We start from the raw sequence: 25752 nt of genomic DNA on the forward strand, positions 1-25752 counted from the left end.
GAAGAATTTAGAACCGATAGCCTGCGGAGAACATAAACACCCACGGATCCAGACGGGTGCTGACTTTCTGGTCCACGCCGTTGGCTTTGAATTTCACATCGGTATCGATATCCATGTACCACACCGACATATTCAGCAGCCAGTCACGGTTAATCAGGTAATCGAGGCCGACCTGCCCTGCCGCGCCCCAGGAGTCCTTCAGGCTCAGATCGGAAAGCCCGGCCGCCTTGCCGTTATCGTTAAAGTCTTCATTAAAGAAGGTGGTGTAGTTAATCCCCGCCCCCACGTAAGGGCGCACCTTGCTTTGCGCATCGCCAAAGTACCACTGCGCCATCAGGGTGGGTGGCAACTGATGGACGGTGGCGATGGTGCCGGTGGGCCCGGTACCAACCTTATGGCGGAACGGCGTTGCCGCCAGCAGTTCCACGCCGATGTTATCGGTCGCCATATAGGTAAAGGTTAAACCCAACTGAGTGTTGTTACTGACGTTGAAACCGCCCAGGCTGCCTAACACATTGTCAGAGCCCTCCGTCGGTCGGACGGTGGCGGTCCCGGCGCGAATGAAAAATTCACCCGCTTCATGCGCCCAGACGCTGCCGGTGGAAAGAGTGCTTAGAATTAATGCCGCCGCTGCTAACTTCTTCATGTCCACTTCCTCATTATGGTTTTTCAGCGCGGCCAAATATACCTATAACGAGTTACGTTTGATCTGTTTTAGATCACACTAAAACCTTAGATTTAACATTTATTGATCCAGATTAATTTTTGATACCGATCGCAATACGCTGAATCCTTCACACATCAATTTTCACTTTTCGCGAAAAAAATTATTTCTGCCCCTCTTGCCGCCGCTGAGGCGGCTGGATAAGTTAACTGCCGACAATCTGTGTTGATGCGTTTTTTTCAGGTGTAATTATGAGTGAAATCAACCCGTGCATGACGTGCGGTGCCTGTTGTGCGTATTTTCGTGTCTCTTTCTACTGGGCGGAAGCCGACGATGCGGGCGGCCTGGTGCCCTCCGCGCTGACCGAGCCGCTAACCCCTTTCCTGCGCTGCATGAGCGGCACCAACCAACGCCAGGGCCGCTGCGCGGCGCTATCGGGCGAAATCGGCGACGCCGTCCACTGCACTATCTATGAAAACCGTCCCTCGCCATGTCGCGAATTCGCCATGTCCGGGGAAGATGGCGAGGAAAACGACGCCTGCAACCGGGCGCGAGCGCGCTATGGCCTGCCGCCATTGCGGCCTCTTTACAAAGATATACCTGCCCTGACCGGCGCAGAGAGTGCTACGACGGAACGATTTGCGGTACAATCGCCGGCTAGTTAACACCTGCGACACTCAAGGAGAATGCATGTCTATCACGGCGAAGTCCGTCTACCGTGACACCGGGAATTTTTTTCGTAATCAGTTCATTACCATTTTGCTGATTGCGCTGTTGTGCGCGTTCATTACGGTAGTACTTGGCCATGCCTTTTCACCCAGCGACGAGCAGCTGTCGATACTCAGCGAAGGCGACAACCTCGCCGGTAGCGCAGGCCTGTTCGAACTGGTGCAGAATATGACGCCGGAGCAGCAGCAGGTTCTGCTGCGCGCCTCGGCGGCATCGACCTTCTCGGGTCTGGTGGGCAATGCGATCCTCGCCGGCGGCGTCCTGCTGCTCATCCAGCTGGTCTCTGCCGGTCATCGCGTCAGCGCTCTGCGCGCTATCGGCGCCTCGGCGCCGGTGCTGCCGAAGCTGCTGCTGTTGATCCTCTTCACCACCTTCCTGGTGCAGATGGGGATGATGTTAGTGCTGGTGCCCGGCGTCCTGTTGGCCATTGTGCTGGCCTTTGCGCCGATCATGCTGGTGCAGGACAAAATGGGCATCCTCAGCGCCATGCGCAGCAGCATGCGTCTGGCCTGGGCCAATTTGCGGCTGGTGGCGCCGGCCATTATCGGCTGGCTGGTGGCGAAAACCCTGCTGCTGCTGTTCGCTTCCAGCTTTGCCGTGCTGACGCCGAACGTCGGCGCGGTGGTCATCAACACCATCAGCAACCTGATTTCCGCCCTGTTGCTGATCTATTTATTCCGCGTGTATATGCTTATCCGTAGCTAATTTTAACCTGGACCGGGGAATTTCCCGGTCCGTCCTGACAGACGGGATCGATGTATGAAGCAGTTTCTGGATTTTTTACCGCTGGTGGTCTTCTTCGCCTTCTACAAGCTTTACGATATCTACGCCGCTACCACGGCGCTGATTGTGGCGACCGCCATCGTGCTGATCTACAGCTGGGTGCGCTACCGTAAAATCGAAAAAATGGCGCTGATCACCTTCGTGCTGGTGGCCGTCTTCGGCGGATTAACGCTCTTCTTCCACAATGATGAGTTTATTAAATGGAAGGTGACGGTGATCTATGCGCTGTTCGCCGGCGCGCTGCTGTTCAGCCAGTGGGTAATGAAAAAGCCGCTTATCCAGCGCATGCTGGGTAAAGAGCTGACCCTGCCGCAGCAGGTCTGGTCGCGTCTAAACCTGGCGTGGGCGGCGTTTTTTATCCTCTGTGGGCTGGCTAATATCTATATCGCCTTCTGGTTGCCGCAGAATATCTGGGTTAACTTTAAGGTCTTCGGTTTAACCGCTCTCACGCTGGTCTTTACCTTGCTGAGCGGGATCTACATCTACCGCCATATGCCGCAGGACGACCACCACTAATTCCCCGGCAGCCTGCGCCCGCCTCCGCGGGCGCTATCCCCTATTCTCTCTCCGCCGTTTTCATAGTAGCATCCCGCTGATCGTCTTTGACCACAACAGAGTAGAGCATGACAACAACAGATCTCGCCCCGAAGGGCGAAATGGTTTTACGCACCCTGGCAATGCCGGCGGATACTAATGCCAACGGGGATATTTTTGGCGGCTGGCTGATGTCGCAGATGGATATCGGCGGCGCCATTATGGCCAAAGAGATCGCCCAGGGTCGCGTGGTGACCGTGCGCGTGGATGGGATGACCTTTTTACGCCCGGTGGCCGTCGGCGACGTGGTGTGCTGCTATGCCCGCTGCGTGAAGCGCGGCAATACCTCGGTGACCATCAACATCGAAGTGTGGGTGAAAAAAGTCTCTTCAGAACCGATTGGCCAGCGCTACAAGGCGACGGAAGCGCTGTTTATCTACGTTGCCGTCGATAATCAGGGTAAATCACGCCCTCTGCCGGCGGAATAAGATGGCGCCCGGCTAACCGGGCACCTGGCTTAGAGAAAGCCCAGCAGCGAGAAGAAGAAGTAGCCGATGACAATCACGATCACCGGCAGCACGTACAGCGGGAAATACTGCACCAGGATCGTATGTCGCGGCACCACAATGCGTTCGGCGAGCTGCTCGCGAGTTAACCCTTCCGCGCCTTTCGCCTGCTCGAGGATCAGCTGATCCTCAATCCCCTCGCGGAGAAATTTCGCCTGCCGCGCCATCCGCGCGCCGGAGGCCTGCAGCGCCATACCGACGAACACCAGAATGAAGATAATCCAGAAGCCGATGTTCAGGCTGTGGTGGAAATCCGGCAGCGGTGAGTTGTACCAGAAAAAGTTCAGGAACGGCGTGTTAAAGCGCATCATCTCAATCATGACGTGCGCAAAATCCATCATTACCGCATCAATGCCGGGTTTCTTTTCACTGTGCTCATACATAAATTTGAGGACAGAAATCAGCGTCGACAGCACGGCGGGAATAAAGATGACCCATCCCAAAATACGTTTGATGACCGCAATGCGTCCAGCTTGTTGGTACGTCATGAGTTCCCCTTGTTAAAGACGCGTTAGTGGTTCGCCTGCCGCCCGTTGCGTGGCGCAGGCGCTCCTCGCTTACCCGAATGTGTCGGGTATAAGTCTATCTTCCACGGCGAATTTCGCCCAATAATGCGCGGTATGATATACCATGAATGCCGATTCGTTTATCTGATTACGCAACAGGAGAAGGACATATGTCAGCGAAGCGCCGCATTGAGGCTGCGATTTTTGATATGGACGGGTTGCTGATTGACTCTGAGCCGCTTTGGGATCAGGCGGAGGTCGAGGTCATGGAGAGCCTGGGGGTGGATACCCGCCGCCGCGATGAACTGCCCGACCTGCTGGGTCTGCGAATCGACCTGGTGGTGGATCTGTGGTACGCCCAGCAGCCGTGGCGCGGCGTGGACCGCGCGGAAGCCACCGCGCGCATTATCCGTCGCGCCATCGAACTGGTGGAAGCCTCACGTCCGCTGCTGCCGGGGGTGCGCGAGGCGGTGGCCCTGTGTAAAGCCCAGGGGTTGAAGGTTGGGCTGGCCTCAGCCTCGCCGCTGGTGATGCTGGAGAAAGTGCTCAATATGTTCGAGCTGCGCGATCAGTTTGATGCCCTCGCCTCGGCGGAGCATCTGCCCTGGAGCAAACCGCACCCGCAGGTGTATCTCAACTGCGCCGCCGCCCTCGGGGTCGACCCACAGCGCTGCGTCGCGCTGGAGGACTCGGTCAACGGCATGATCGCCAGCAAAGCTGCACGCATGCGCGCTATCGTGGTGCCGGAAGTGGAGAACAGCCGCGACCCGCGCTTTGTGCTGGCGGACGTCAAGCTGCCGTCACTGCAGGCCCTGACCGTCGAGGCGCTGCTCGGGTAAGGCCGCTGGCGGCTGACGCGATCGCCGTCACGCCGCCGGCAATAAAATCAAAACAGCGTTTCATTTTAATTGTAATTTTGTTTTCCTGCCTCTATGCTGGGCACAGGTGGCGTCATCGTACGCCTGAAGATCAGCACGCAGAGGTGAATATGGTACTGAACGCCTTCGACCTGACGGGTAAGGTCGCCATCGTGACCGGTTGCGATACCGGCCTGGGACAGGGAATGACGCTGGGCCTGGCGCAGGCCGGATGCGATATCGTCGGCATCAACCGCAAAATTCCCCACGACACGGCCGCGCAGGTTGAGGCGCTGGGCCGCCGCTTTCATGCCATTCAGGCGGATCTCAGCCATCAGGATGATATGACCGTTCTGGTCGACCAGGCGGTAGCAGCGATGGGCCGGGTCGATATTCTGGTTAACAACGCCGGGATTATCCGCCGCCATGACGCCCTGACCTTCACGGAAAGCGACTGGGACGCGGTCATCGATCTGAATTTGAAAGCGGTTTTCTTCCTCTGCCAGGCGGTCGCCAGGCAGTTCATTCGCCAGGGTGAAGGCGGGAAAATTATTAACATCGCCTCGATGCTCTCGTTTCAGGGCGGGATCCGCGTCCCCTCTTATACCGCCTCGAAAAGCGGCGTGCTGGGCCTGACCCGCCTGCTGGCCAACGAATGGGCTGGTCAGGGTATCAACGTCAACGCCATTGCGCCCGGGTATATGGCCACTAATAACACCCAGGCGCTGCGCGAAGATGAAGAGCGTAACCAGGCAATCCTTGAGCGTATCCCCGCCGGTCGCTGGGGGGTGCCGGGTGACCTGCAGGGGCCGGCGGTGTTTCTCGCCTCGTCCGCCGCCGACTATATTCATGGCTATACCCTGGCCGTCGACGGCGGATGGCTGGCGCGCTGAGAATTTGTGACAAAGAGTTACACCGTCACCTCTTCCGTGCACTGTATAAAAACCCTATACTGTATGAATCGACAGTTTAGGGTGTGTTATCATGACGGCGGAAGGCCATCTCTTCTTTTCAATCGCCTGCGCAGTATTTGCCAAAAACGCAGAGTTAACGCCGGTGCTGGCGCAGGGCGACTGGTGGCATATTGTGCCCTCCGCGGTCTTGACCTGCCTGCTGCCTGACATCGACCACCCAAAGTCGTTTCTTGGCCAGCGGCTGAGCTGGATCTCCAGGCCCGTGGCGCGGGCCTTTGGCCACCGCGGCTTCACCCACAGCCTGCTGGCGGTGTTTGGCGCGCTGACGCTATTCTACCTCAAGGTGCCTGACAGCTGGATTGTCCCGGCGGACGCCCTCCAGGGCCTGGTGCTGGGCTATCTCAGCCACATTCTCGCCGATATGCTCACCCCCGCCGGAGTGCCGCTGCTATGGCCGTGTCGCTGGCGCTTCCGGCTGCCGATCCTTGCGCCGCGCAAAGGCAACCAGCTGGAGCGCGCCTTATGCATGGCGCTGTTCGTCTATGCCGTCTGGATGCCGCAGACGCTGGCGGACAACAGCGCGATACGCTGGTCTTCCGGGGTGATTAATTCCCTGCAGATCACCTTCAATCGCTTCATAAGTCACCAGAGTGGGCGATAAACCGGCAGAAAACGCCATTTGGTTATAACCCATTCCATTTGAATATAAGTCCTTGATAACGCCTTCTGCTAACCTTGCGGTCATAAGAGCTGGTTATCCACCAGCCCAGGTTATAAAAATATCAGGAGAACGGGGATGAACTTTCCATTAATAGCGAACGTAGTCGTGTTCGCCGTATTGCTGTTTGCGCTGGGGCAAACTCGCCATAAACAGTGGAGCCTGGCCAGGAAGGTCCTGGTCGGCCTGGCGATTGGCGTGATCTTCGGTCTGGCGCTACAGCTGATCTATGGGTCTGACAGCCAGGTGCTGAAAGACTCCATCCAGTGGTTCAATATCGTCGGCAACGGTTATGTCCAGCTGCTGCAAATGATCGTTATGCCGCTGGTCTTCGCGTCAATCCTTAGCGCCGTGGCCCGCCTGCACAATGCCTCGCAGCTGGGGAAAATCAGTTTCCTGAGCATCGGTACTCTGCTGTTCACCACCCTGATCGCCGCCCTGGTTGGCGTGCTGGTGACCAACATATTCGGCCTCACCGCCGAGGGGCTGGTCCAGGGCAGCGCGGAGACCGCCCGTCTGAACGCCATTCAGAGCAACTATGTGGGTAAAGTGGCCGATCTCAGCGTTCCGCAGCTGATCCTCTCCTTCGTGCCGAAGAACCCGTTTGCTGACCTCACCGGGGCTAACCCGACCTCGATCATCAGCATCGTCATTTTCTCGGCCTTCCTCGGCGTCGCAGCCCTGAAGCTGCTGAAAGAGGATGTGGAAAAAGGCCAGCGCGTACTGACCGCCATCGATACCCTGCAGGGCTGGGTGATGAAGCTGGTTCGTCTGGTGATGCAGCTGACCCCTTACGGCGTGCTGGCGCTGATGACCAAAGTGGTTGCCGGGTCGAATCTACAGGATATCATCAAGCTTGGCGGCTTCGTGGTGGCCTCGTACATCGCGCTGGGCATCATGTTTGTCGTTCACGGCCTGCTGCTGGCGATTAACGGCATCAGCCCGCTGAAGTACTTCCGTAAAGTCTGGCCGGTGATCACCTTCGCCTTCACCAGCCGCTCCAGCGCCGCCTCCATTCCGCTGAACGTGGAAGCGCAGACCCGTCGTCTCGGCGTACCGGAGTCGATTGCCAGCTTCTCCGCCTCCTTTGGCGCCACCATTGGTCAGAACGGCTGCGCCGGTATCTACCCAGCCATGTTGGCGGTGATGGTCGCACCGACCGTAGGCATCAACCCGCTGGATCCGATGTGGATTGCCACCCTTGTGGGCATCGTCACCGTCAGCTCGGCGGGCGTCGCCGGGGTGGGCGGCGGGGCCACCTTCGCCGCGCTGATCGTCCTGCCGGCGATGGGCCTGCCGGTGACCCTCGTGGCGCTGCTGATCTCCGTCGAACCCCTGATCGATATGGGGCGTACCGCGCTGAACGTTAACGGCTCCATGACCGCCGGGACGCTGACCAGCCAGTGGCTGCGCCAGACCGACAAGTCGATTTTCGATAGCGAAGAAGAGGCCGAACTGGCGCATCGCTAAACGGTAAGCACAAAAAAACCGCTGATAATCAGCGGTTTTTTTATTTCTGCAGCAGATTCAGGCTTCAATCTCACCTTCCTGACGCACCTGGTTAGCCCAGCGCTGCGCCGACTCCGGCACGCTGAACGCCGGTGAACGGCGGAAATGCTCCCCCATCAGCAGAAAGGCGACATACTTCCCGCGCAAAATCCAGACATCGCGAAAATGGTCCATTTTCACGGCATGTTCCGGGGGCGCAGGCTCCACGCGCGGCACGTAGCTAATGACAGGGCGATTTTGTTGGCGCAATGGTTTCATAACAAATGGATTCACTAAGCAAAGCGGGAAACAGAAACCTCTATCATAGCCGATCGTGCCCCCGTTCGTCGCCCCCCTGCCGCCGATGCGCATTTTAGGATAACTCCCTGCCCCCTCGCCGGGCGCAGCCAGCGTAATGTTCTATAGTTAGAAGGGTTTTGGTTTATCAACGACCACTTTTAGCAATGAAAGCAGGAGACGAGCAATGTCTGATAAGCACCCAAACCCGCACCACCAGCAGGCACCGGTTCACGGCAGCGAGGAAGCGCAGCCGGGTCTCGACTCGCTGGCGCCGGATGATCGGGAGTGGCGCCCCACGCCGAAACCCACCGCCCCTGGCGCTGAACCGACCGCCCCTGGCAGCCTGAAAGCGCCTGATACCCACAGCAGCAAACTTGACGCCCTGGAGCCGCAGCGCAAAGGCGGAGAAGACTATCCGCTGACCACCAACCAGGGCGTGCGCATTGCCGACGATCAGAACTCGCTGCGCGCCGGTGCCCGCGGCCCAACGCTGCTGGAAGATTTCATTCTGCGGGAGAAGATCACCCACTTCGACCATGAGCGAATTCCGGAGCGTATCGTACATGCCCGCGGCTCAGCGGCCCACGGTTACTTCCAGCCCTACAAAAGTCTGACAGCGTTGACCAAAGCCGATTTTCTCTCGGCAGCCGATAAAATCACCCCGGTCTTTGTGCGCTTCTCCACCGTGCAGGGCGGCGCGGGGTCGGCGGACACCGTTCGCGATATTCGCGGCTTCGCCACCAAGTTTTACACCGACGAGGGGATTTTTGACCTCGTCGGCAACAACACCCCGGTCTTCTTCATTCAGGACGCGCTGAAGTTTCCCGACTTTGTCCACGCCGTGAAGCCTGAGCCCCACTGGGCCATACCCCAGGGACAAAGCGCTCACGACACCTTCTGGGACTACGTTTCCCTGCAGCCGGAAACGCTGCACAACGTGATGTGGGCGATGTCCGATCGCGGCATCCCGCGCAGCTATCGCACCATGGAAGGCTTCGGGATCCACACCTTCCGCCTGATCAATGCCGAGGGCAAAGCCACCTTTGTTCGCTTCCACTGGAAACCGGTCGCCGGCAAGGCGTCGCTGGTGTGGGATGAAGCGCAGAAGCTGACCGGCCGTGACCCCGATTTTCATCGCCGCGACCTGTGGGAGGCCATTGAAGCCGGGGACTACCCGGAATTTGAGCTCGGGCTGCAGCTGATCCCCGAGGAGAACGAATTTGATTTTGACTTCGACCTGTTAGATCCCACCAAGCTGATCCCTGAGGCGCTGGTGCCGGTGCAACGGGTCGGCAAAATGGTCCTCAACCGCAACCCGGACAACTTCTTTGCCGAGAACGAACAGGCGGCCTTCCATCCCGGGCATATCGTACCGGGCATCGATTTCAGCAACGATCCGCTGCTGCAGGGACGTCTCTTCTCCTACACCGATACGCAGATTAGCCGCCTCGGCGGACCGAATTTCCATGAAATCCCGATCAACCGGCCAACCTGCCCGTATCACAACTTCCAGCGCGACGGTATGCACCGGATGGAGATTGACACCAACCCGGCCAACTACGAACCCAACTCGATCAACGACAACTGGCCGCGCGAGACGCCGCCAGCCGCCAAACGCGGCGGTTTCGAGTCCCTTGCCGAGCGCGTCGACGGTGAGAAGATCCGCCAGCGCAGCCCTTCATTCGGCGAATATTACGCCCAGCCGCGTCTGTTCTGGCTGAGCCAGACGCCGATTGAGCAGCAGCATATTATCGATGGCTTCAGCTTCGAGCTCAGCAAAGTGGTCCGCACCTGGATCCGCGAGCGGGTGGTCGATCACCTGGCCCATATTGATACCCGGCTGGCGGAAGCGGTCGGGGCGAATTTAGGTATTGAACTGAGCGATGAGCAGCGCAGCCTCACTCTGCCCTCCCCGGTCAACGGCGTGGAGAAAGATCCCACCCTCAGCCTCTATGCGGACGCCGAAGGGGATGTGAAAGGTCGCGTGGTGGCGGTGCTGCTCAATGAGCGTACCTCGGCGCAGGACCTGGTCCATCTCCTGCAGGCGCTACAGGCCCAGGGCGTGCACAGTAAACTGCTCTATTCGCGGATGGGCGAGGTCATCGCCGACGATGGTTCTCCCGTGCCGATCGCCGGCACCTTCGCCGGTTCCCCATCGCTGACGGTGGATGCCGTGGTGGTGCCCGGCGGCGACCTCAGCGCCCTGAGCCAGAGCGGCGATGCGCGCTACTACCTGCTGGAGGCCTATAAGCACCTGAAGCCGATCCTGCTGGCAGGCGATGCGCGGCAGTTAACGTCGGTTCTCCAGGTCCCGGCCCAGGGCGAAGAGGGCGTCATCGTTACCGATGCTCTCGACACCCCGGCGGCAGATAAACTGCTCGCCCTGATGACGGCCCACCGGGTGTGGTCGAGAAGCCCAAAAATCGCCGCTATTCCGGCGTAGCAAAAAGCCCGGCACGGTGTGCCGGGCTTGACTCACTTTCCTTTCCCCCGTCGGGCTTACACGTCGCGGTAGGTTCCCAGGCGATAACCCCGGTCGGCCACCGCCGCTTTCAGCGAGGCAGAGGTCAGCACATCAAGCTCGCCCAGCCGCGGGTAGCAGTAGGCGCTGCCCATGATGGTCTGGTCGACAAAGGCCGGATGACACATCACCTCCAGGGAGCGCTCCTCGCGGGCGATTGAGGCGTCCAGCGTCTGCAGGAACAGCGCCTCAGAGACGGCTTCCCCGTAAAACTCGCTGCTGAAGCCTGCGCTGCTGCGCGCCGCCTGCTGATCGAGACCGCTCTGCGCCGCCACCTGGCGATCGATGCGCAACGCGATGCCTTTATCGCGGGCAAAAGCGGCGACGATGGGATAGATCGCGGCGATCATATGCACATGGTGATGGCTGTCGAGATGCGTCGGCTCATGGCCGAAGAGATCGATAAAACGACGGTACTGACACGCCAGCTCATGGGCAATCTCCTCCAGCGGCAGGGTATCTTCTTCCGCCTGCTGCCAGATCCATTTGCCCAGCCGGCCGTCGCGGGTTAACCCCGGCATGGCCGACAGCGGTTCGCCCAGCGTCAGCACAAAGTGCATCCCGACCGCCAGCTCCGGCGTACTGCGGCTCAGCTGGGCGGCGTGGTCAATAGCCGCGCCGTTGACCAGCGCCGTAGTCGATGTCACCACGCCGTTGCGGCAGGCTTCGATAATGCCGTAGTTCTGCCCTTTACTGAGGCCGAAGTCGTCGGCGTTGACGATCAATACGCGTTCCATTTGCCGCTCCCGTTACGCTTTCAGTTTTTCGATCGTCGCCGCAAAGTTCGGCAGCCATTTTTCATGAGCCAGAATCATCTCCCGCGCCAGCTGCTCGGCGTCACGATCGGAATGGATCAGCGGGCTTAAGTTCAGCGCCAGCAGCACGTCGTTCAGCTCGCCGCTGATCGCCGCCTGGCTGGCCGCCACTTCAAACCCTTTGATGGTGTAGATAAGCCCCAGCACCTTCTCGTCGAAATGGGTGATGCGCGGCGTCGGCTTCGCGCCATCGCGACCTAAGGTGCAGCTCATCTCGACCGCCCAGTCCGCCGGGATATTATCGATATGGCCATGATGCGGGATATTCACATAGTGCTCAGTCTGCTTGTCGTTATAGATAGCGTTGATCACTTCGCAAGCGGCATCGGAGTAATAGGCGCCGCCGCGCTGCTCCAGCTCCTTCGGCTTGACCTTGAGATCCGGATTTTTATACAGCTCGAACAGCTGCTTCTCCACCTTCTGCACCACCTGGGCGCGCGCGCCGCCCTTATAGTACTCGCCCATCTCAATCGCCAGCATCTCTTTTGGCTTAAAGTAATAGAGCAGATAGGAGCATGGGATCAGGCGCAGGGAGCGGATCAGCCCCTCGCTAAACGGCAGGTCGAAGATATTTTTTACCGAGTTCGCGGTCAAGCGGCCGGAGGCAACGCCGTCCAGCAGTTCATCGAAGCGCGAGACGCCGTTAACCAGCACGTCGCGGACGAACACCAGGTGGTTCAGACCGAACAGGTCAATGTTCAGCTCATCGCTCGGGCTGAGCTGCAGCACGTCGGTGATGAACATCTTCATGCCGATGGGAATGTTGCACACGCCGATAAAGCGTTTGAAACTGGTGTGGCGATAGACCGCCTCGGTGACCATGCCCGCCGGGTTGGTGAAGTTAATGATCCATGCGTCCGGGCAGATCTCCTGCACATCTTTCACGATGTCGAAAATCACCGGGATGGTACGCAGCCCTTTAAACAGCCCGCCCGCCCCGTTGGTCTCTTGGCCAAGATAGCCGTGGCTCAGCGGGATGCGCTCATCTTTTTCACGCGCCTTCAGCTGGCCCACCCGCAGCTGGGTGGTAACGAAATCCGCGCCCTGCAGCGCCTCGCGGCGGTTCAGCGTTTTATAAACCTTCATCGGCACGCCGGCTTTTTCCACCATCCGCTCGCACAGCGCATGGATAATATCGAGCTTCTCCTGGCCCTCTTCCACATCCACCAGCCACAGCTCTGTCACCGGCAGTTCATGATAACGTTTCAGGAAACCTTCCAGTAATTCCGGGGTATAGCTGCTACCGCCGCCAATGGTGACGACTTTTAATTTCTGGCTCATTTTTTTCTCCCTTAGGCGCTGCGCCTGGGCGCAGGCCGCTCTCCGCATAAATGCGGACAGTTAACTTAAATTAGTTACGGTGTAAGCCGGGCGGCTAATACCGCGCGGGTTTAATTAATACTGGTCAAATGTTTGCGATAACTGCTCGGCGTAAACGAGGTCAGCTTTTTAAAGGTTTTAATAAACAGGCTCGGGCTGCTGTACCCTGATTCATAGGCAATATCCGTCACCGAATAGTTGGTAATTTCCAGCTGCTTTTTGGCAAAGTTGATACGGATATCGTTAATTATCTGCATCGGCGTTTTACCATAATAGCGCTGGGTCGCCCGGGTTAAATATTCCTGCGTTTTGCCCGATAGCCGAACCATATTCTCGAGGGCGCTCTCGCCAAACTCCAGTTTATCGTGCATGGCCTCAACGGTATTTTTTAACCATTGTGGGACGACGTCTGCAACCGGCTCTTCGCGATAGTGACGTAAACGGTTAATGACATAAAAGGAGACCAGCTCGATAAATTCGTCAAATTCCGTTTCGCGAAAATTGAGTGAGGCGATGACCGACTCAATATAGCCGAGAAAAGCGCTCTGCACGGCATAGACCTGCGACGCCACCAGGCCAAACGGCAGCAGCGGCAGATAGTGTTTCTCAAAGAAGCGCCTGCTGATGCCGACGTTAAGGATGCGCGTCGCACCAAATTCGTAGAAGCTCTGGTGGTGCGAGCCCATCGGGATAAAGACAAAATCCCCGCGCTCCAGCAGCACCCGTTTGCCATTGATCTCCTGGTAATAGCGCCCGGTTAATACGACGGTAAATTCGTAGTAATCATGCTGGTGGAGCCCGCTCACGCTTTCCGTTTTGTTATAGATGACCACATGAAAGTTCTTCCCGTTGAACAACTGCTGTTCTCTGGCGGTACTGATCTCGGTGGTCATCATCCTGGGCTGCCTCATCGTCGTGATGGCCTATTGTACCTTCTCGTGCAGCTCAATCAATTCCGCAACCAGCTCGCGGGCCAGCATGGAGGTCATCAGGTGATCCTGAGCATGCACCAGCACCAGGCTGACCTTCATTTTCCCTTCGCCCTCGTCGCTTTCGATAAGCTGGGTCTGCACGCGATGCGCCTCGCTCAGCGCCTGACGCGACTGCTCCATCATCGATTTCGCCGCGGCAAAATCTCCCTGCTTGGCCTGTTTTAGCGCGGCATAGGCCAGGCTACGGGCTTGTCCGGAGTTGATAATCAGCCCCATCACCACCTCTTCGAGGTCGTTTTCCGGGGTCTCTACCGCGTCGATGTTGTCCAGATCAAACATAATATTTCCCTCATTTCTCAGGCGGTACGGGACGCTGCCCGTACCGCGCGGTATCAGAATTTCAGTGCGTTGGCGATGTCTTCTTCGCTCTCTTCCTGCTCGATGACGGTCTGCGCTTTATTCGACAGCACCACAAACGGCAGGTAGACCAGGGTGGAGACGCCAAGGTTGAACAGGGCGACCAGCAGAGCGGCGACGCTGCCGTTACTGTTGAAGAACGCCCCCAGGCCAGTTGGCATGGTCCACGGCGCCAGGTTGGTCACCGGTGGGATAATCCCCAGGCTGTAGGCCGCGAGAGTAATGGCCGCCAGAATCGGCTGGACCAGCACGAACGGGATGAACATGACCGGGTTCATGATGATCGGCAGGCCAAACAGAATCGGTTCGTTAATCTGGAAGATGCCTGACGGCAGCGCCAGCTTCGCAACCTGACGATGGTCAGCGCGACGGGAAGCGATAAAGATGGCGATGATCAGACCCAGCGTCGCCCCGGAACCCCCCAGCAGGATGTAGGAGTCGAGCATCGGCTTGGCCCAGAAGTGGAACTGTTTACCCGCTTCGATCGCCGCATCAACCGATCCGTACTGGTTGTACAGCGCGATGTTTTCCAGCGCCCATGGCGTCATGATGCCGTTATCCAGCGCGGTCAGCGCCAGCGAACCGTGCACCCCGAAGAACCACAGCAGGGAGTTAAAGATGACGTATGCCCAGCCGACCACGCTGCCCATCGCCGCCAGCGGCGTAGAGATGGAGTCCATGATGATCTGGTGGAAGTTGCTGCCGTAGCTCGACAGGGCCCACGAGATAATGCCGAAGATGGAGAGGATCAAGAAGCCAGGGATCAGCGCGGAGAAAGAGCGCGATACCGACCCCGGCACGCTGTCCGGCAGTCTGATCACCCAGTTGCGACGGATCACGAAGGTGAACAGCTCCGCGACGACCAGACCGATAATCATGCCGGAGATGATGTTCTGCCCGCCCAGCCAGTTGGCGCCGACGGCATAGGCTTCGCCCACGCTATACGGGGTCACGGTCATGAAGGCCGCGACCGCCAACAGGCCTGCGGCCATCGGGTCGACTTTGCGCTCTTCCGCCAGCGCGGAGCCAATAAAGAATGGCGCCATCAGCGACATAATGCCGAGGGTGCCGTTATAGACGTTACCGCCGATAGCCTTAAAACCGTTTAAGGTTTCAATGGTGGAGGCATCCAGGCGAATGCCCATGGAATAAAAGAAAGAGCCTTCGCCGAAGCTCAGAAAAACGTTGTTAATTAATACAAACATGGCCCCGGCGAGGGTCAACGGCATTAATTTAATGAATCCATTTTTAATCGCATTAATATGCGGCTGCTTTCCTATTTTCACTGCAAAAGGAAGGAGTACCTTTTCAAGCGAGTCGATCACTTTACTCATAGTCAATACCCTTAAAAGCCGCAATAAACTATTACGGCGATGATGTATGAAATTACTCTTTGACGGGAAAATAAACTCTTTATTCTTTGACGTCCGGCAACGGGATGCCGCCAGGCGTCAAAATATATCGAGTTTTAAAATTTAAAATTATTGTGCTGCAGCTTTCTTAATGGCCGCGACGGCGGCTTTCAATACCCCTAAACCATCCACCTTGCCATACAGAAGAGAATCGATGACTTCTACCGGTTTATTCGGCAGCAGGCGCTGAATTTCCGGTAACATATACGCAATTTGTGGCCCTAATAATACAACGTCGGCTTCCGGTCCCTTTTCACCCGCGAGAGTCTCAGGATAGGCTTCAATAATGACCGGGACTTCGTATTTTTCCGCCTGCGCCCGCATTTTGGAGACCAGCAGTGACGTGGACATGCCTGCCGAGCAGAACAGATAAATGTGTTTCTTTTCCATGAACGCTTCCTCAATGTGTGAGACCAGGGCCTTCAGTAACCGCTGAGAGCCGGTAAGACTGGTAACATCCGGTTAATTCTGTTTATGGGTTGAGTATACGGCAACCTGAGCCGTCGTGATAATTCCCTGTTGAACAGAATTGTCTCTCATTGACCTCCGGTTTTGACTACCCTCACATTTTCATCCAAATAATTCGCGCAATTAAATAAGCATCAGGACTCACAAAAAAGCCCGACCAGTGGTCGGGCTTACGTACAACTCAGTCAACAGTAGGGCGCTTACTTAGCGTTGCGCGGATCCGTATCATACTCAGCGCAGGTCTGGTAGCCGGAGTTCATCACGTGCCCCGTTTCGTCGAGGGCCACAAAGTAGGTCTCCACTTTACCATCTCGTTGACCGAGGATATAGGTCTGGCAGGTGCCGCGGGCATGGACCATCGTCACTTCCGTTGAAGGTTTGCCAGCGATCTGCATCACCTGCTCACGCGACATTCCTTTCTTCACATCTTTCACCACCGGCTGGGTAAACTGGTCTTTGGTACGATCGTAAGCGGTACAGCCCGCGAGTAAGGTTAACGCGACGGTGACGCCCAGTATTCCTGCTAAGCTTTTGTTCATTTTGGTTCCTCTCTTCCACTGTGTAACGATAAGCTTGGAATAAATAGTGTTATTTTTCAAGCCGAACAGCGAAATCATGTCTGATTGTGTTATTGCGTAAACAGGATTGACGCTCCGCCGACGACCGGCGCTTTCTCCTGCGCGCGGGCATCTATAATGAAATCCTATGTCATTGATTGCCTTCTTTTCCGGCAGTCAAAACCCCGGTCCTTGTCGTTTCAGCGGCAAAGAGGTAGCTTTAAGCCAACAGGTTGCCAAACAGATTCACTTTCGGAGGGCGCGATGACGCTACAACAAGAGATTATTCAGGCGCTGGGCGCGAAGCCGCAGATTGATGCCGCAGGCGAGATCCGCCGCAGCGTCGATTTCCTGAAATCCTATCTGCAGACTTACCCTTTTATTAAATCGCTGGTGCTGGGTATCAGCGGCGGCCAGGACTCGACTCTCACGGGGAAACTGTGCCAGATGGCGATCAATGAACTGCGCGCCGAAACTGGCGACAGCAGCCTGCAGTTTATCGCCGTCCGTTTACCCTACGGCGTGCAGGCGGATGAGCAGGACTGCCAGGATGCCATCGCCTTTATTCAGCCTGACCGCGTGTTGACGGTGAATATCAAAGCCTCGGTACTGGCAAGCGAACAGGCCCTGCGCGAAGCGGGGATCGAACTGAGCGACTTCGTTCGCGGCAACGAAAAAGCCCGTGAGCGCATGAAAGCCCAGTACAGCATCGCCGGGATGACCAAAGGGGTGGTGGTCGGCACCGACCATGCGGCGGAAGCGATTACCGGCTTCTTCACTAAATATGGCGACGGCGGCACCGACATCAACCCGATCTTCCGCCTGAACAAACGTCAGGGCAAACAGCTGCTGGCCCATCTCGGCTGCCCGGAACATCTGTATAAGAAGCTGCCGACCGCCGATCTGGAAGACGATCGCCCCTCCCTGCCGGATGAAGTGGCGCTGGGGGTCACCTATGAGAATATCGACGACTATCTTGAAGGCAAAACGCTGGACCCCAGCATCGCCAAAACAATCGAAGGCTGGTATCTGAAAACCGAACACAAGCGTCGGCCGCCCATCACCGTCTTTGACGATTTCTGGAAAAAATAGTCCCTCCCCCGCCCCGGCCCGCGCCGGGGTTATTTTTTGCGCTTTTCGCCGCAAAAACCGCCTGCTATACTGGATAGATAGACAGTATCAGGAGTTATTGTGGCCAGAAAGCAATCTGCCCCGCGTCTGGAGTTTGAGGCGGCGGCGATCTATGAATATCCCGAACACCTTCGCCCGTGGCTGGAGGCGCTGCCGAAGCTGCCGGGCGTCTATCAATTTCACGGCGACAGCGACACGATGCCGCTCTATATCGGCAAGAGCGTTAACCTGCGCAGCCGGGTGCTCTCCCACCTGCGCACGCCTGAAGAGGCCGCGATGCTGCGTCAGTCCCGGCGTATTACCTGGCAGCGCACCGCTGGCGAGCTGGGGGCCCTGCTGCTGGAGGCGCGGTTAATTAAAGAACAGCAGCCGCTGTTTAACAAGCGGCTACGGCGTAACAAGCAACTCTGCGCCTGGCTGCTTGCGGACGACCGGCCGCAGATTGTCTATGCCCGCGAGGTTGATTTCTCTCATCAGCAGCATCTCTATGGTCTGTTCGCCAACCGGCGGGCGGCGCTGCAGATGCTGCAGAGCCTCGCTGACGAACAGCGCCTCTGTTATGGCCTGCTCGGTCTGGAGCCGCTCAGCCGCGGTCGCGCCTGCTTTCGATCCGCGCTGGGCCGCTGCGCCGGCGCCTGCTGTGGAAAGGAGAGCGTGGAGGCGCACCGCCAGCGTCTGCTGGCGCAGATGAGCAAGCTACAGCTGGTGTGCTGGCCTTGGGCAGGACCGGTGGCGCTGGAGGAGCGCGGCCCTGATATGACGCAGTATCATGTCATTCATAACTGGCTGTGGCTGGGGGCCGTCGACTCGCTCGACCAGGCCGCTGAGCTCACCCGCCTGCCCGCCGGATTCGACCAGGATGGTTACAAAATTCTCTGTAAACCTCTGCTCAGCGGCAACTACCCGCTGCACCCGCTTAGCTGAGAAGCCAGAAAGAAAAAACCGCCGGCCCTGCCCAACGCCTGATGGCATTATTGGGCAAGACCGGCGGTCTTGATTCAGTACGCTACATTATTCAGCGGGTGCAGGCATTTTACCTGCCGGCGCGTTGCGTTCTGTCAGATGCTTCTCAAAATTGGCATTGAACTGTTTTTTCTGCTCTGGGGTCAGAATGTTGTAGATCTTGTTCTGCGTTTCCAGGCGGGACAGCGCCATCGCTTTATGCTGCGCCTCCATCTTATCGATCTGCGCTTCCGCTTTCGCCTTGTCGAAGGTATCGCTGGCGATCAGCTCGTGCATCGCGCGGCGTTCGTCAAGGGACGGACGCTTCATATTTTCGCGCTGGCTCTTCATGATGTCGCGGATCTGCTGCTTCTGCGCATCGGTCAGGTTGAGGCCTTTAAACATCATGTCATGCTGACCCGGGCCGCCTTTATGATGCATCATCATCGGCTTGCTGTCGCTCGGCGCGGTGGTGGTATCGGCGGCGTGAGCCAGGTTAGCCGCGCCCAGAGCCAGAGTAGAGGCAACAAACAGTGCAGTGAGTTTCTTCATCATTCAATCCTTACTTTACGTTATTCTTACGGCGCGTTGCCGTGTTGACGAGATTAACTTTACGACGTTAATCGTCAATTAGTCAGAGCAAGAGTAAAACAATGAAAGTGTAAAAAACAGTTTCTCACCAATTATGGAGAAAATAAGGAATTTGAACGAGGAATTGCAATAAAAAATAAATAACCTACTGTTTTGCAGAGAAATTATGGAGAGTATAAAGGAGGAGAGATTAAAAACAAAGCATTTTACCAGGAATAATCTGCAAATTTACGCTGGCGCACGAAAAAATAAGAAGATGTAAAACGACGCGCGAAATTAAGCAGGCCGCCCGGCGGACGGCTTGCCCTCAGGGTAATTTTTCCAGCATCAGGCCAGCGCGCAGCCCCCTGGCCACCGCCGGATTGGGAAACAGAACATACTCCGGCTCTGCCCCCACCACATACCGCATCTCCCCCTCCTCCGCCAGCAGCGTGCCTGGGGCGAAGGGGGTGAAGTTCAGCGTCCGATCCGCCATATGCAGACGGAAATCATCGCTATGGCGGGTGATCTGCTGCACCACCCGGTAGCGCAACGGCGCCGGGGCGTCGGCAATGGCCAGATCCCCCACCAGCAGCCGGGAGATAGCCCCCTCGGCGGCGGCAAACTGCGTCAGATCGTTTTCCCCCAACGGCAGCGCTTTGCCCAGCTCAAGGGTACAGGCCAGCGCCGCGAACCGCTCGCAGCTGAAGTGGGTGAAGGTCCCGCCTGGCTGGCGATGAAACACCAACGCCTCCAGCCCGGCGCCGCCCAGCCAGTGAAGAAAATCCTCCTCCCAGGGCGTATCGCGGGCCGGGAGCACCCCGAAGCGCGGATGCAGCGACCCGCGGATCGCGGTATGCAGATCGAGGTGCCAGCGCGGACCATCGTGGTCGCGATAGAAGCGGCCCACCGCCTGCTCCAGCCGCTGCGCCCGCTGCGTCTCCTCGCTGGCCGGGAATTGCCGCCAGCGCTCGCCAAACATCCGGTTCATATCGCTGTGCAGATAGCGTTTATTCGCCCGCAGCGCCGGCGGGTTACCGACGATCACCAGCAGCCGCCAGCGCAGGGGGAGTTCCTCCCGAACCAGCCGCTGCACCAGCCGGTCGACAATCTCCACCGGCGCCGTTTCGTTGCCATGGATGGCGCAGGAGAGCACCAGCCCGCGCTCGCAGCGCGCATGCGGCGTCAGCTCAAGGATCCCCTCCCCAAGCCAGTGCCAGCGGAAATGGGCCGTCTCGCCGTGAAAGTGATGGGGCAAACGCCCCGCCAGGGTTAATGCCAGAAAGTGTTCCACCGCGCCCCCTTATTGCTGAAATGGATAAACCGAACCGAGCTGCAGGATCTGGGTCAACCGATCCAGCGCGTCGCGCCCTTCCCGCAGCAGCTGGGGGTCGGCGAGGTCGGCCTGGGTGAGACGATCGCGATAGTAGCGATCCACCCAATCATTGAGGGTGGCAAACAGCGTATCGTTCATCAGGACGTGCGGATTGACCGCCTGATACTCCTCGGCCGTCAACACTACCCGCAGGCGCAGGCACGCCGGACCGCCGCCGTTGGCCATACTCTCGCGCAGATCAAAAACCTGCAGCGCGGCGATGGGGTTATCCCCGGCCAGCAGCTCATTGAGATAGTTCCACACGCCCGGATGCGCCTGGGCTTCCTGGGGCAGGATCAGCGCCATGCTGCCGTCCGCCCGGCTCAACAGCTGGCTGTTGAACAGATAGGTGGCAACCGCCTCTTCCACCGTGACCCGGCTGGCGGGAACCACCAGCGGGGTGAAGCCCGGCAACTGCTGCGCCAGCTGCTGCAAAACCGCGTTCTGGTCGGCAAAGGCCTGCTCATGGCAGAACAGGACCTGACGATTGCTCACCGCGATGACATCGTTATGAAAAACCCCCATGTCGATCGCCGCCGGATGCTGGCGGGCGAAGATCAGCTGGCGGGGATTGACCTGATTAAGGCGCGCCACCGCCTGGCTGGCCTCAAGAGTTTGCCGCGCCGGATAGCGACGCGGCGCCTCTTCGCTTCCCCGGCGGCGGCCATAGACAAAGAGCTGAACGCCGGGGGCGCCATATTCCCCGCCGAGACGGTTATGGTTCGCCGCCCCTTCGTCGCCAAACCATGCCGAGGCAGGCAGCGCCGGATGGATGGCAAATCGCGTGCGGTCCGGGAAGATCGCCTGCAGCAACGCCCCGGTGGTGGGGGCTTCGCTGGCGCGGTGGAATTTATCCTGCAGATTCGCCACCGTCAGGTGTACCAGGCCATCCAGCGAATCGGCGGAGGGACAGACCGTCGCGGCGTTGGCCACCCACATCGCCGAGGCCGAACTCACCGCCGACAGCAGATCCGGATCCTGCTGAGCCGCGCGAGCCACCACCTGTTCATCGCTGCCGCTAAAGCCCAGCTGACGCAGGAGCGGCACGTTGGGCCGCTCCTGAGGGGGGATCACCGCCTGCGGATAGCCGGCGTCGGCGAGGGCTTTCATTTTTTTTAGCCCCTGCTTTGCCGCCAGCTGCGGGTTCGACACCCGAAAGCGGTGCCGGGTGGAGGCCTCATTGCCAAAGGAGAGCCCGGCGTAGTGATGGGTCAGTCCGGGCAGACCGTCAAAGTTGACTTCGCGGGCGGTCATGACGCCTCCCCGGCCCGAAAGTCGAGCCCCGGATTGAGACTGGCGGGCAGCGTCAGGGTCGGCGATTCGAGACTGGCCATCGGCCAGGCGCAATAATCGGCGGCATACCAGGCCCCGGGGCGATGATTGCCAGAGGCCCCGGTGCCGCCGAACGGCGCGGTACTCGCCGCCCCGGTCAGCGGTTTGTTCCAGTTGACTATCCCGGCCCGCGCCTCGAGCAGCAGCCGATCGAACTTCTCCCGTTCCGGGGAAATTAACCCGCAGGAGAGCCCGAAGCGGGTGGCATTGGCCAGGGCAATCGCCTCCTCGAAAGTGTCGTAGCGCCAGACGCCAAGCAGCGGGCCGAACACCTCTTCATCCTCGACCTGGGCCACGTCGCTCATGTCGACAATCCCCGGCGTCAGCAGCGACGTCCCGGCCTGCAATAAGCGCGGCTCCAGTAGGGTGACTGCGCCAGCGGCGATCCGCTGCAGCCAGGCCTGATGCACTTTCTGCGCGGCCTGTTCAGAGATAAGCCCGCCGAGAAACGGCTGCGGCTCGGCGTCCCACGCCGCGGGGATCAGCCGTTGGCTCACCGTCACCAGCCTGGAGAGGAAAGCATCTCCCGCCTCTCCGCGCCGGACCAGCAGACGCCGGGCGCAGGTGCAGCGCTGGCCGGCGGTAATAAAGGCGGACTGGATGGTCAGATGCACCGCGGCATCGACGTCCCGCGGATCGTCGACGATCAGCGGGTTATTGCCGCCCATCTCCAGCGCGAGGATCTTCTGCGGCTGTCCGGCCAGCTGGCGATGCAGATGAAAACCGGTGGTCGAGCTGCCGGTAAACAGCAGCCCGTCGATATCCGCCTGGCCGCTGAGCGCCTCGCCGGTTTCCCGACCGCCCTGCAGCAGGTTGAGCACCCCAGCGGGCAGGCCGGCCTGCTCCCACAGCTTTACCACCGCTTCGCCACTGTGCGGGGTGAGTTCGCTGGGTTTAAACACCACGGTATTGCCCGCCAGCAGCGCTGGCACGATATGCCCGTTCGGCAGATGGCCGGGAAAGTTATAGGGGCCAAAGACCGCCAGTACGCCATGCGGCCGGTGACGCAGCGTCGCGGCGCCATCGGGCAGATCGCTGTGCTGTTCGCCGGTGCGGGTGTGGTACGCCTTCACCGAGATCGCCACCTTGTTGATCATCGCCGTCACTTCCCCGGCCGCCTCCCAGCGCGGCTTTCCGGTCTCGGCGCCGATAATCGCCGTCAGCTCCGCCTTGCTGGCCTCCAGCAGCGCGGCAAACTTTTCGACGATGACCTGGCGGTCGGCAAACGGCAGCCGCGCCCAGGCCGGGAACGCCTGGCGGGCTGCCGCCACCGCCTCGGCGACCTGCCCGGCGTCCGCCGCCTCTCCCTGCCAGACAACCTTCAGGTTGACCGGATCCTGTTTGCTGAAGCGCGGCCCATCGCCGGGCCGCCACTCGCCGTTAATCCACAGACTCATGCGGTTTTCTCCTCAGGGATCAGGCGCACCATGCGCACCTGGTCGCCGGCATGACACTTCAGCATATCCAGCTCGCGGGCGCTGAGGGTCAGGGTGTCGCCATCCGGGTCGGCATGCACCAGCAGGGCGCGGAACTGGTGGTACTGTTCGTTCGCCACCAGGCACAGCGGTCCGTCGCCGGGCGGCGTTTCGCCGGCCTCGGTGGTCACCAGACGGCTTTTGCGGATCGCCCGCACCCGGTCGATATCGCACTCCAGGGTCGGGCCGCCGTCGAAAATATCGATGTAGTTCAGGTAGCGGAACCCCTCTTTCTCCAGCACCGTCCGGGCCGGGGCGGTCTGCGGGTGGACCTTGCCGATCACCGCCTGCGCCTCGGGGGTGAGGAAATCGATATACAGCGGGTGCTTGGGCATCAGGGCGGCAATGAAAGCCTTCTGTCCGGTGCCGCACAGGTAGTCGGCGCGGGAAAACTCCATGGCGAAAAAGCGTTTGCCCAGGCTCTCCCAGAACGGGGAATAGCCGTGCTCGTCAATCACCCCGCGCATCTCGGCAACCACCTTCTCATTAAAGCGCTCGCGAAAGGCGGCCATAAATAAGAAGCGCGATTTCGACAGCAGATAGCCATTGCCCTCTTTGCGCCACTGCGGGTCGAGGAACAGGGTACACAGCTCGCTGCTGCCGGTGTGGTCGTTACTGAGAAACAGCGTCGGCAGCGCCTGATAGACGTTCAGCTCCTTCGAGGCATGGACCTGGGTGCCGACCCGGTAGTTGTACCAGGGATCGTTGAGCCCCACCGCCACCTCTATCGCGCAGATGCCCACCACTGCGCCGCTCTCGCTCTCTTCCAGCACAAAGACATAGCCCTGCTCGCTTTTCGGCAGCTCGCCGCGCCAGGTTTGCTGTGAGCGGGCGATCCGCGCTGCGAGGGTGGCTTCATCCACCGGCAGCGAGGTCAGCCCGCCGCCGGTCTCCGCCGCCAGCTTCAGCAGCCCGGGCAGATCGCCCGGCTCCACCGGTCGAATAACCATCATGATGAAACTCCCGCCAGGAATCGCGCGCAGGCCCGCTCGACGCGATCCAGCCCGCTGTTCACCTCTTCTTCACTGACGTTCAGCGCCGGCGCGAAACGCACCACGTTGGCGCCGGCGATCAGGATCATCACGCCCTCTTCCGCCGCCAGGTTGCTGAGGGTTTTCGCCTTCCCGGCCCAGGCGTCGTTCAGCACGCAGCCGATCAGCAGCCCCAGGCCGCGGATCTCCTTGAACAGACCATAGCGGGCGTTGATCGCCTGCAGGCGTTCGCAAAACCACTGATGGCGCTGTCTGACGCCGGAGAGCACTTCCGGGGTATTGACGATCGACAGCAGCTCGCCGGCCACCGCCCCCGCCAGCGGGTTACCGCCGTAGGTGGTGCCGTGGGTGCCGACGGTCATCACGCTGGCGCAGGCCTCTGTCGCCAGCAGCGCGCCGATGGGGAAGCCGCCGCCCAGCGCTTTGGCGGTGGTCAGCACATCGGGGGTCACGCCGTAGTGCATATAGGCATACAGTTCGCCGGTGCGCCCGACCCCGGTCTGCACTTCATCGAAAATCAGCAGGGCGTTGTGCTGGTCGCAAAGCTGGCGCAGGCCGCGTAAAAACTCGACGCTGGCCGGCACCACGCCGCCTTCGCCCTGCACCGGCTCGACGATCACCGCGCAGGTTTGGTCATTGATTAAGGCCTTTGCCGACGCGAGATCGTTAAACACCGCATGCTGGATCTGCGGCGGCAGCGGGGCAAAATCCCGGGAGTAGGCCGGCTGACCGCCTGCCGAAACGGTGAACAGCGTCCGCCCGTGGAAGGCGTTCTGGAAGGCGACAATGCCGCTTTTCTCGCTGCCAAAGCGATCGTGGGCATATTTACGCGCCAGCTTGAGCGCCGCCTCATTGGCCTCGGCCCCGGAGTTACAGAAGAAGACCCGGTCGGCGAAGGTGGCATCGATAAGCATTTTGGCCAGACGCAGGATCGGCTCATTGGTATAGCCATTGCCGGTATGCCAGAACTTGCCAGCCTGATCGGTGAGGGCCTGCACCAGCCGCGGATGCGCATGCCCCAGCGCGTTCACGGCGATGCCTCCGGCAAAATCGATATACTCTTTGCCCTGCTGATCCCACAGCCGCGACCCGGCGCCCCGCACCGGAATAAAAGCCGCTGGCGCGTAGACCGGCATCATCCATTCATCAAAGTGGTTACGCGTAATTGACTGAGACATATCGACCTCTTCCGGTAAATTAAAAGTAGCAATAATGTTAATAAATATGAGTTATTACGCTGTAAATGTAGATTGCACGGTTCGTGCCAGCCAGCGATAAAAATGCATAAACCGGATGAGATAACGCAATATCAATGAGTTACAACCTGTCGCTATTCACATAAAATGCATGCTTAGTGAATAAGTATCCGATAAAGGGGGATGAACAGTGATTAAAGAAGATAAGTTATGCAAAGGTAAGATATAATTCTGTAAT

General features: G+C 58.9%; 28 protein-coding genes. 11 read left to right on the forward strand and 17 right to left on the reverse strand.

Annotated features, from left to right (window positions below):
* Positions 1-7 precede the first annotated feature (7 nt).
* A complete protein-coding gene (ompW, locus tag ABLV04_RS23355) occupies positions 8-646 on the reverse strand; it encodes an outer membrane protein OmpW (RefSeq protein ID WP_048334791.1) in 639 nt (212 codons plus the stop codon).
* A gap of 269 nt (positions 647-915) precedes the next feature.
* Here ompW and ABLV04_RS23360 point away from each other — a divergent pair, with 269 nt between their 5' ends.
* The 4 genes from ABLV04_RS23360 to yciA all read left to right on the forward strand — a co-directional run bounded on the left by ABLV04_RS23360 (position 916) and on the right by yciA (position 3198).
* Positions 916-1329 (forward strand): YkgJ family cysteine cluster protein, encoded by a 414-nt coding sequence (locus tag ABLV04_RS23360; protein ID WP_023289312.1) that lies wholly within the window; start codon positions 916-918, stop codon positions 1327-1329.
* 25 nt (positions 1330-1354) lie between these two features.
* Complete coding sequence (locus ABLV04_RS23365; protein ID WP_023289311.1) at positions 1355-2098, forward strand: YciC family protein; 744 nt, start codon at positions 1355-1357, stop codon at positions 2096-2098.
* A gap of 54 nt (positions 2099-2152) precedes the next feature.
* Positions 2153-2692, forward strand: coding sequence for a septation protein A (locus ABLV04_RS23370; RefSeq protein ID WP_004203842.1), 540 nt, complete (start codon positions 2153-2155; stop codon positions 2690-2692).
* A 107-nt stretch (positions 2693-2799) separates the two neighbouring features.
* Entirely contained in the window at positions 2800-3198 is a 399-nt protein-coding gene (gene yciA, locus ABLV04_RS23375; protein ID WP_110237531.1) for an acyl-CoA thioester hydrolase YciA, read from the forward strand.
* A 29-nt stretch (positions 3199-3227) separates the two neighbouring features.
* Here the strand turns inward: yciA and ABLV04_RS23380 are convergent, their stop codons facing one another.
* Complete coding sequence (locus ABLV04_RS23380; RefSeq protein ID WP_023283571.1) at positions 3228-3764, reverse strand: YniB family protein; 537 nt, start codon at positions 3762-3764, stop codon at positions 3228-3230.
* Between the two features lie 188 nt (positions 3765-3952).
* On the opposite strand from ABLV04_RS23380, the gene hxpB reads away from it, so the two are divergent.
* The 4 genes from hxpB (at position 3953) to ABLV04_RS23400 (ending at position 7741) form a co-directional block, all read left to right on the forward strand.
* The gene (hxpB, locus tag ABLV04_RS23385) at positions 3953-4621 is read left to right on the forward strand and encodes a hexitol phosphatase HxpB (RefSeq protein WP_147733772.1); all 669 of its coding nucleotides are present in this window, start codon (positions 3953-3955) and stop codon (positions 4619-4621) included.
* Positions 4622-4770: 149 nt separating this feature from the next.
* Positions 4771-5532: a 2-dehydro-3-deoxy-D-gluconate 5-dehydrogenase KduD gene (kduD, locus tag ABLV04_RS23390; protein ID WP_032452531.1), complete on the forward strand. Its 762-nt coding sequence runs from the start codon at positions 4771-4773 to the stop codon at positions 5530-5532.
* A 91-nt stretch (positions 5533-5623) separates the two neighbouring features.
* A complete protein-coding gene (locus ABLV04_RS23395; protein WP_023289309.1) occupies positions 5624-6214 on the forward strand; it encodes a metal-dependent hydrolase in 591 nt (196 codons plus the stop codon).
* Between the two features lie 135 nt (positions 6215-6349).
* Positions 6350-7741, forward strand: coding sequence for an L-cystine transporter (locus tag ABLV04_RS23400; RefSeq protein WP_147733771.1), 1392 nt, complete (start codon positions 6350-6352; stop codon positions 7739-7741).
* A gap of 57 nt (positions 7742-7798) precedes the next feature.
* On the opposite strand, the gene cedA is transcribed toward ABLV04_RS23400, so the two are convergent.
* On the reverse strand, positions 7799-8053 hold the full coding sequence (gene cedA, locus ABLV04_RS23405) for a cell division activator CedA (protein ID WP_008807754.1): 255 nt from the start codon (positions 8051-8053) through the stop codon (positions 7799-7801).
* A gap of 190 nt (positions 8054-8243) precedes the next feature.
* On the opposite strand from cedA, the gene katE reads away from it, so the two are divergent.
* Positions 8244-10502 carry a catalase HPII gene (gene katE / locus ABLV04_RS23410; RefSeq protein WP_023289306.1) on the forward strand — a complete coding sequence of 753 codons (2259 nt, stop codon included), beginning with the start codon at positions 8244-8246 and terminating at the stop codon, positions 10500-10502.
* A 56-nt stretch (positions 10503-10558) separates the two neighbouring features.
* Here katE and chbG read toward each other — a convergent pair whose 3' ends face one another.
* From chbG to osmE, 8 genes are all read right to left on the reverse strand, one after another.
* On the reverse strand, positions 10559-11317 hold the full coding sequence (gene chbG, locus ABLV04_RS23415) for a chitin disaccharide deacetylase (RefSeq protein ID WP_023289305.1): 759 nt from the start codon (positions 11315-11317) through the stop codon (positions 10559-10561).
* A gap of 12 nt (positions 11318-11329) precedes the next feature.
* A complete protein-coding gene (locus tag ABLV04_RS23420) occupies positions 11330-12676 on the reverse strand; it encodes a 6-phospho-beta-glucosidase (RefSeq protein ID WP_044522424.1) in 1347 nt (448 codons plus the stop codon).
* Between the two features lie 110 nt (positions 12677-12786).
* Complete coding sequence (gene chbR / locus ABLV04_RS23425) at positions 12787-13611, reverse strand: transcriptional regulator ChbR (RefSeq protein ID WP_004203825.1); 825 nt, start codon at positions 13609-13611, stop codon at positions 12787-12789.
* Positions 13612-13638: 27 nt separating this feature from the next.
* Positions 13639-13986 carry a PTS N,N'-diacetylchitobiose transporter subunit IIA gene (gene chbA, locus ABLV04_RS23430; RefSeq protein WP_023289303.1) on the reverse strand — a complete coding sequence of 116 codons (348 nt, stop codon included), beginning with the start codon at positions 13984-13986 and terminating at the stop codon, positions 13639-13641.
* A gap of 53 nt (positions 13987-14039) precedes the next feature.
* Positions 14040-15398 (reverse strand): PTS N,N'-diacetylchitobiose transporter subunit IIC, encoded by a 1359-nt coding sequence (gene chbC, locus ABLV04_RS23435; RefSeq protein WP_004203823.1) that lies wholly within the window; start codon positions 15396-15398, stop codon positions 14040-14042.
* A gap of 11 nt (positions 15399-15409) precedes the next feature.
* Positions 15410-15526, reverse strand: coding sequence for a hypothetical protein (locus ABLV04_RS23440; RefSeq protein ID WP_032429133.1), 117 nt, complete (start codon positions 15524-15526; stop codon positions 15410-15412).
* A gap of 19 nt (positions 15527-15545) precedes the next feature.
* The gene (gene chbB, locus ABLV04_RS23445; RefSeq protein WP_002901547.1) at positions 15546-15866 is read right to left on the reverse strand and encodes a PTS N,N'-diacetylchitobiose transporter subunit IIB; all 321 of its coding nucleotides are present in this window, start codon (positions 15864-15866) and stop codon (positions 15546-15548) included.
* A 278-nt stretch (positions 15867-16144) separates the two neighbouring features.
* Positions 16145-16483 carry an osmotically-inducible lipoprotein OsmE gene (gene osmE, locus ABLV04_RS23450; protein ID WP_023289302.1) on the reverse strand — a complete coding sequence of 113 codons (339 nt, stop codon included), beginning with the start codon at positions 16481-16483 and terminating at the stop codon, positions 16145-16147.
* A 282-nt stretch (positions 16484-16765) separates the two neighbouring features.
* Here osmE and nadE point away from each other — a divergent pair, with 282 nt between their 5' ends.
* Together nadE and cho are read left to right on the forward strand one after the other, a co-directional pair.
* Positions 16766-17593 (forward strand): ammonia-dependent NAD(+) synthetase, encoded by an 828-nt coding sequence (gene nadE, locus ABLV04_RS23455; protein ID WP_023289301.1) that lies wholly within the window; start codon positions 16766-16768, stop codon positions 17591-17593.
* Positions 17594-17692: 99 nt separating this feature from the next.
* Positions 17693-18556: an excinuclease Cho gene (gene cho / locus ABLV04_RS23460; protein WP_023289300.1), complete on the forward strand. Its 864-nt coding sequence runs from the start codon at positions 17693-17695 to the stop codon at positions 18554-18556.
* A gap of 87 nt (positions 18557-18643) precedes the next feature.
* On the opposite strand, the gene spy is transcribed toward cho, so the two are convergent.
* The 6 genes from spy to ABLV04_RS23490 all read right to left on the reverse strand — a co-directional run bounded on the left by spy (position 18644) and on the right by ABLV04_RS23490 (position 25496).
* Positions 18644-19129, reverse strand: coding sequence for an ATP-independent periplasmic protein-refolding chaperone Spy (gene spy, locus ABLV04_RS23465; protein WP_072096650.1), 486 nt, complete (start codon positions 19127-19129; stop codon positions 18644-18646).
* A gap of 343 nt (positions 19130-19472) precedes the next feature.
* Positions 19473-20438 (reverse strand): succinylglutamate desuccinylase, encoded by a 966-nt coding sequence (gene astE / locus ABLV04_RS23470; RefSeq protein ID WP_023289298.1) that lies wholly within the window; start codon positions 20436-20438, stop codon positions 19473-19475.
* Positions 20439-20447: 9 nt separating this feature from the next.
* Positions 20448-21773 (reverse strand): N-succinylarginine dihydrolase, encoded by a 1326-nt coding sequence (gene astB / locus ABLV04_RS23475; protein ID WP_180265714.1) that lies wholly within the window; start codon positions 21771-21773, stop codon positions 20448-20450.
* Positions 21770-23248, reverse strand: coding sequence for a succinylglutamate-semialdehyde dehydrogenase (gene astD, locus ABLV04_RS23480; protein WP_180265715.1), 1479 nt, complete (start codon positions 23246-23248; stop codon positions 21770-21772). Before astD ends, astB begins: the two co-directional genes overlap by 4 nt.
* Complete coding sequence (gene astA, locus ABLV04_RS23485) at positions 23245-24279, reverse strand: arginine N-succinyltransferase (RefSeq protein ID WP_023289295.1); 1035 nt, start codon at positions 24277-24279, stop codon at positions 23245-23247. The genes astD and astA overlap by 4 nt, the downstream gene beginning before the upstream one ends.
* Positions 24276-25496, reverse strand: a complete 1221-nt coding sequence (locus ABLV04_RS23490; RefSeq protein WP_023289294.1) for an aspartate aminotransferase family protein — start codon at positions 25494-25496, stop codon at positions 24276-24278. The genes astA and ABLV04_RS23490 overlap by 4 nt, the downstream gene beginning before the upstream one ends.
* Positions 25497-25752 lie beyond the last annotated feature (256 nt).

Origin of the sequence: Klebsiella sp. JN_Kp127, assembly GCF_040062505.1 — a bacterium.
GTDB classification, from domain to species: domain Bacteria; phylum Pseudomonadota; class Gammaproteobacteria; order Enterobacterales; family Enterobacteriaceae; genus Klebsiella; species Klebsiella quasipneumoniae.

Excerpts from the sequence above, each read along its gene's own strand:
- ompW (WP_048334791.1), bottom strand. The coding sequence starts at position 646 with ATGAAGAAGTTAGCAGCGGCGGCATTAATTCTAAGCACTCTTTCCACC.
- ABLV04_RS23360 (WP_023289312.1), top strand. The coding sequence starts at position 916 with ATGAGTGAAATCAACCCGTGCATGACGTGCGGTGCCTGTTGTGCGTAT.
- ABLV04_RS23365 (WP_023289311.1), top strand. The coding sequence starts at position 1,355 with ATGTCTATCACGGCGAAGTCCGTCTACCGTGACACCGGGAATTTTTTT.
- ABLV04_RS23370 (WP_004203842.1), top strand. The coding sequence starts at position 2,153 with ATGAAGCAGTTTCTGGATTTTTTACCGCTGGTGGTCTTCTTCGCCTTC.
- yciA (WP_110237531.1), top strand. The coding sequence starts at position 2,800 with ATGACAACAACAGATCTCGCCCCGAAGGGCGAAATGGTTTTACGCACC.
- ABLV04_RS23380 (WP_023283571.1), bottom strand. The coding sequence starts at position 3,764 with ATGACGTACCAACAAGCTGGACGCATTGCGGTCATCAAACGTATTTTG.
- hxpB (WP_147733772.1), top strand. The coding sequence starts at position 3,953 with ATGTCAGCGAAGCGCCGCATTGAGGCTGCGATTTTTGATATGGACGGG.
- kduD (WP_032452531.1), top strand. The coding sequence starts at position 4,771 with ATGGTACTGAACGCCTTCGACCTGACGGGTAAGGTCGCCATCGTGACC.
- ABLV04_RS23395 (WP_023289309.1), top strand. The coding sequence starts at position 5,624 with ATGACGGCGGAAGGCCATCTCTTCTTTTCAATCGCCTGCGCAGTATTT.
- ABLV04_RS23400 (WP_147733771.1), top strand. The coding sequence starts at position 6,350 with ATGAACTTTCCATTAATAGCGAACGTAGTCGTGTTCGCCGTATTGCTG.
- katE (WP_023289306.1), top strand. The coding sequence starts at position 8,244 with ATGTCTGATAAGCACCCAAACCCGCACCACCAGCAGGCACCGGTTCAC.
- chbG (WP_023289305.1), bottom strand. The coding sequence starts at position 11,317 with ATGGAACGCGTATTGATCGTCAACGCCGACGACTTCGGCCTCAGTAAA.
- ABLV04_RS23420 (WP_044522424.1), bottom strand. The coding sequence starts at position 12,676 with ATGAGCCAGAAATTAAAAGTCGTCACCATTGGCGGCGGTAGCAGCTAT.
- chbR (WP_004203825.1), bottom strand. The coding sequence starts at position 13,611 with ATGATGACCACCGAGATCAGTACCGCCAGAGAACAGCAGTTGTTCAAC.
- chbA (WP_023289303.1), bottom strand. The coding sequence starts at position 13,986 with ATGTTTGATCTGGACAACATCGACGCGGTAGAGACCCCGGAAAACGAC.
- chbC (WP_004203823.1), bottom strand. The coding sequence starts at position 15,398 with ATGAGTAAAGTGATCGACTCGCTTGAAAAGGTACTCCTTCCTTTTGCA.
- chbB (WP_002901547.1), bottom strand. The coding sequence starts at position 15,866 with ATGGAAAAGAAACACATTTATCTGTTCTGCTCGGCAGGCATGTCCACG.
- osmE (WP_023289302.1), bottom strand. The coding sequence starts at position 16,483 with ATGAACAAAAGCTTAGCAGGAATACTGGGCGTCACCGTCGCGTTAACC.
- nadE (WP_023289301.1), top strand. The coding sequence starts at position 16,766 with ATGACGCTACAACAAGAGATTATTCAGGCGCTGGGCGCGAAGCCGCAG.
- spy (WP_072096650.1), bottom strand. The coding sequence starts at position 19,129 with ATGATGAAGAAACTCACTGCACTGTTTGTTGCCTCTACTCTGGCTCTG.
- astB (WP_180265714.1), bottom strand. The coding sequence starts at position 21,773 with ATGACCGCCCGCGAAGTCAACTTTGACGGTCTGCCCGGACTGACCCAT.
- astD (WP_180265715.1), bottom strand. The coding sequence starts at position 23,248 with ATGAGTCTGTGGATTAACGGCGAGTGGCGGCCCGGCGATGGGCCGCGC.
- astA (WP_023289295.1), bottom strand. The coding sequence starts at position 24,279 with ATGATGGTTATTCGACCGGTGGAGCCGGGCGATCTGCCCGGGCTGCTG.
- ABLV04_RS23490 (WP_023289294.1), bottom strand. The coding sequence starts at position 25,496 with ATGTCTCAGTCAATTACGCGTAACCACTTTGATGAATGGATGATGCCG.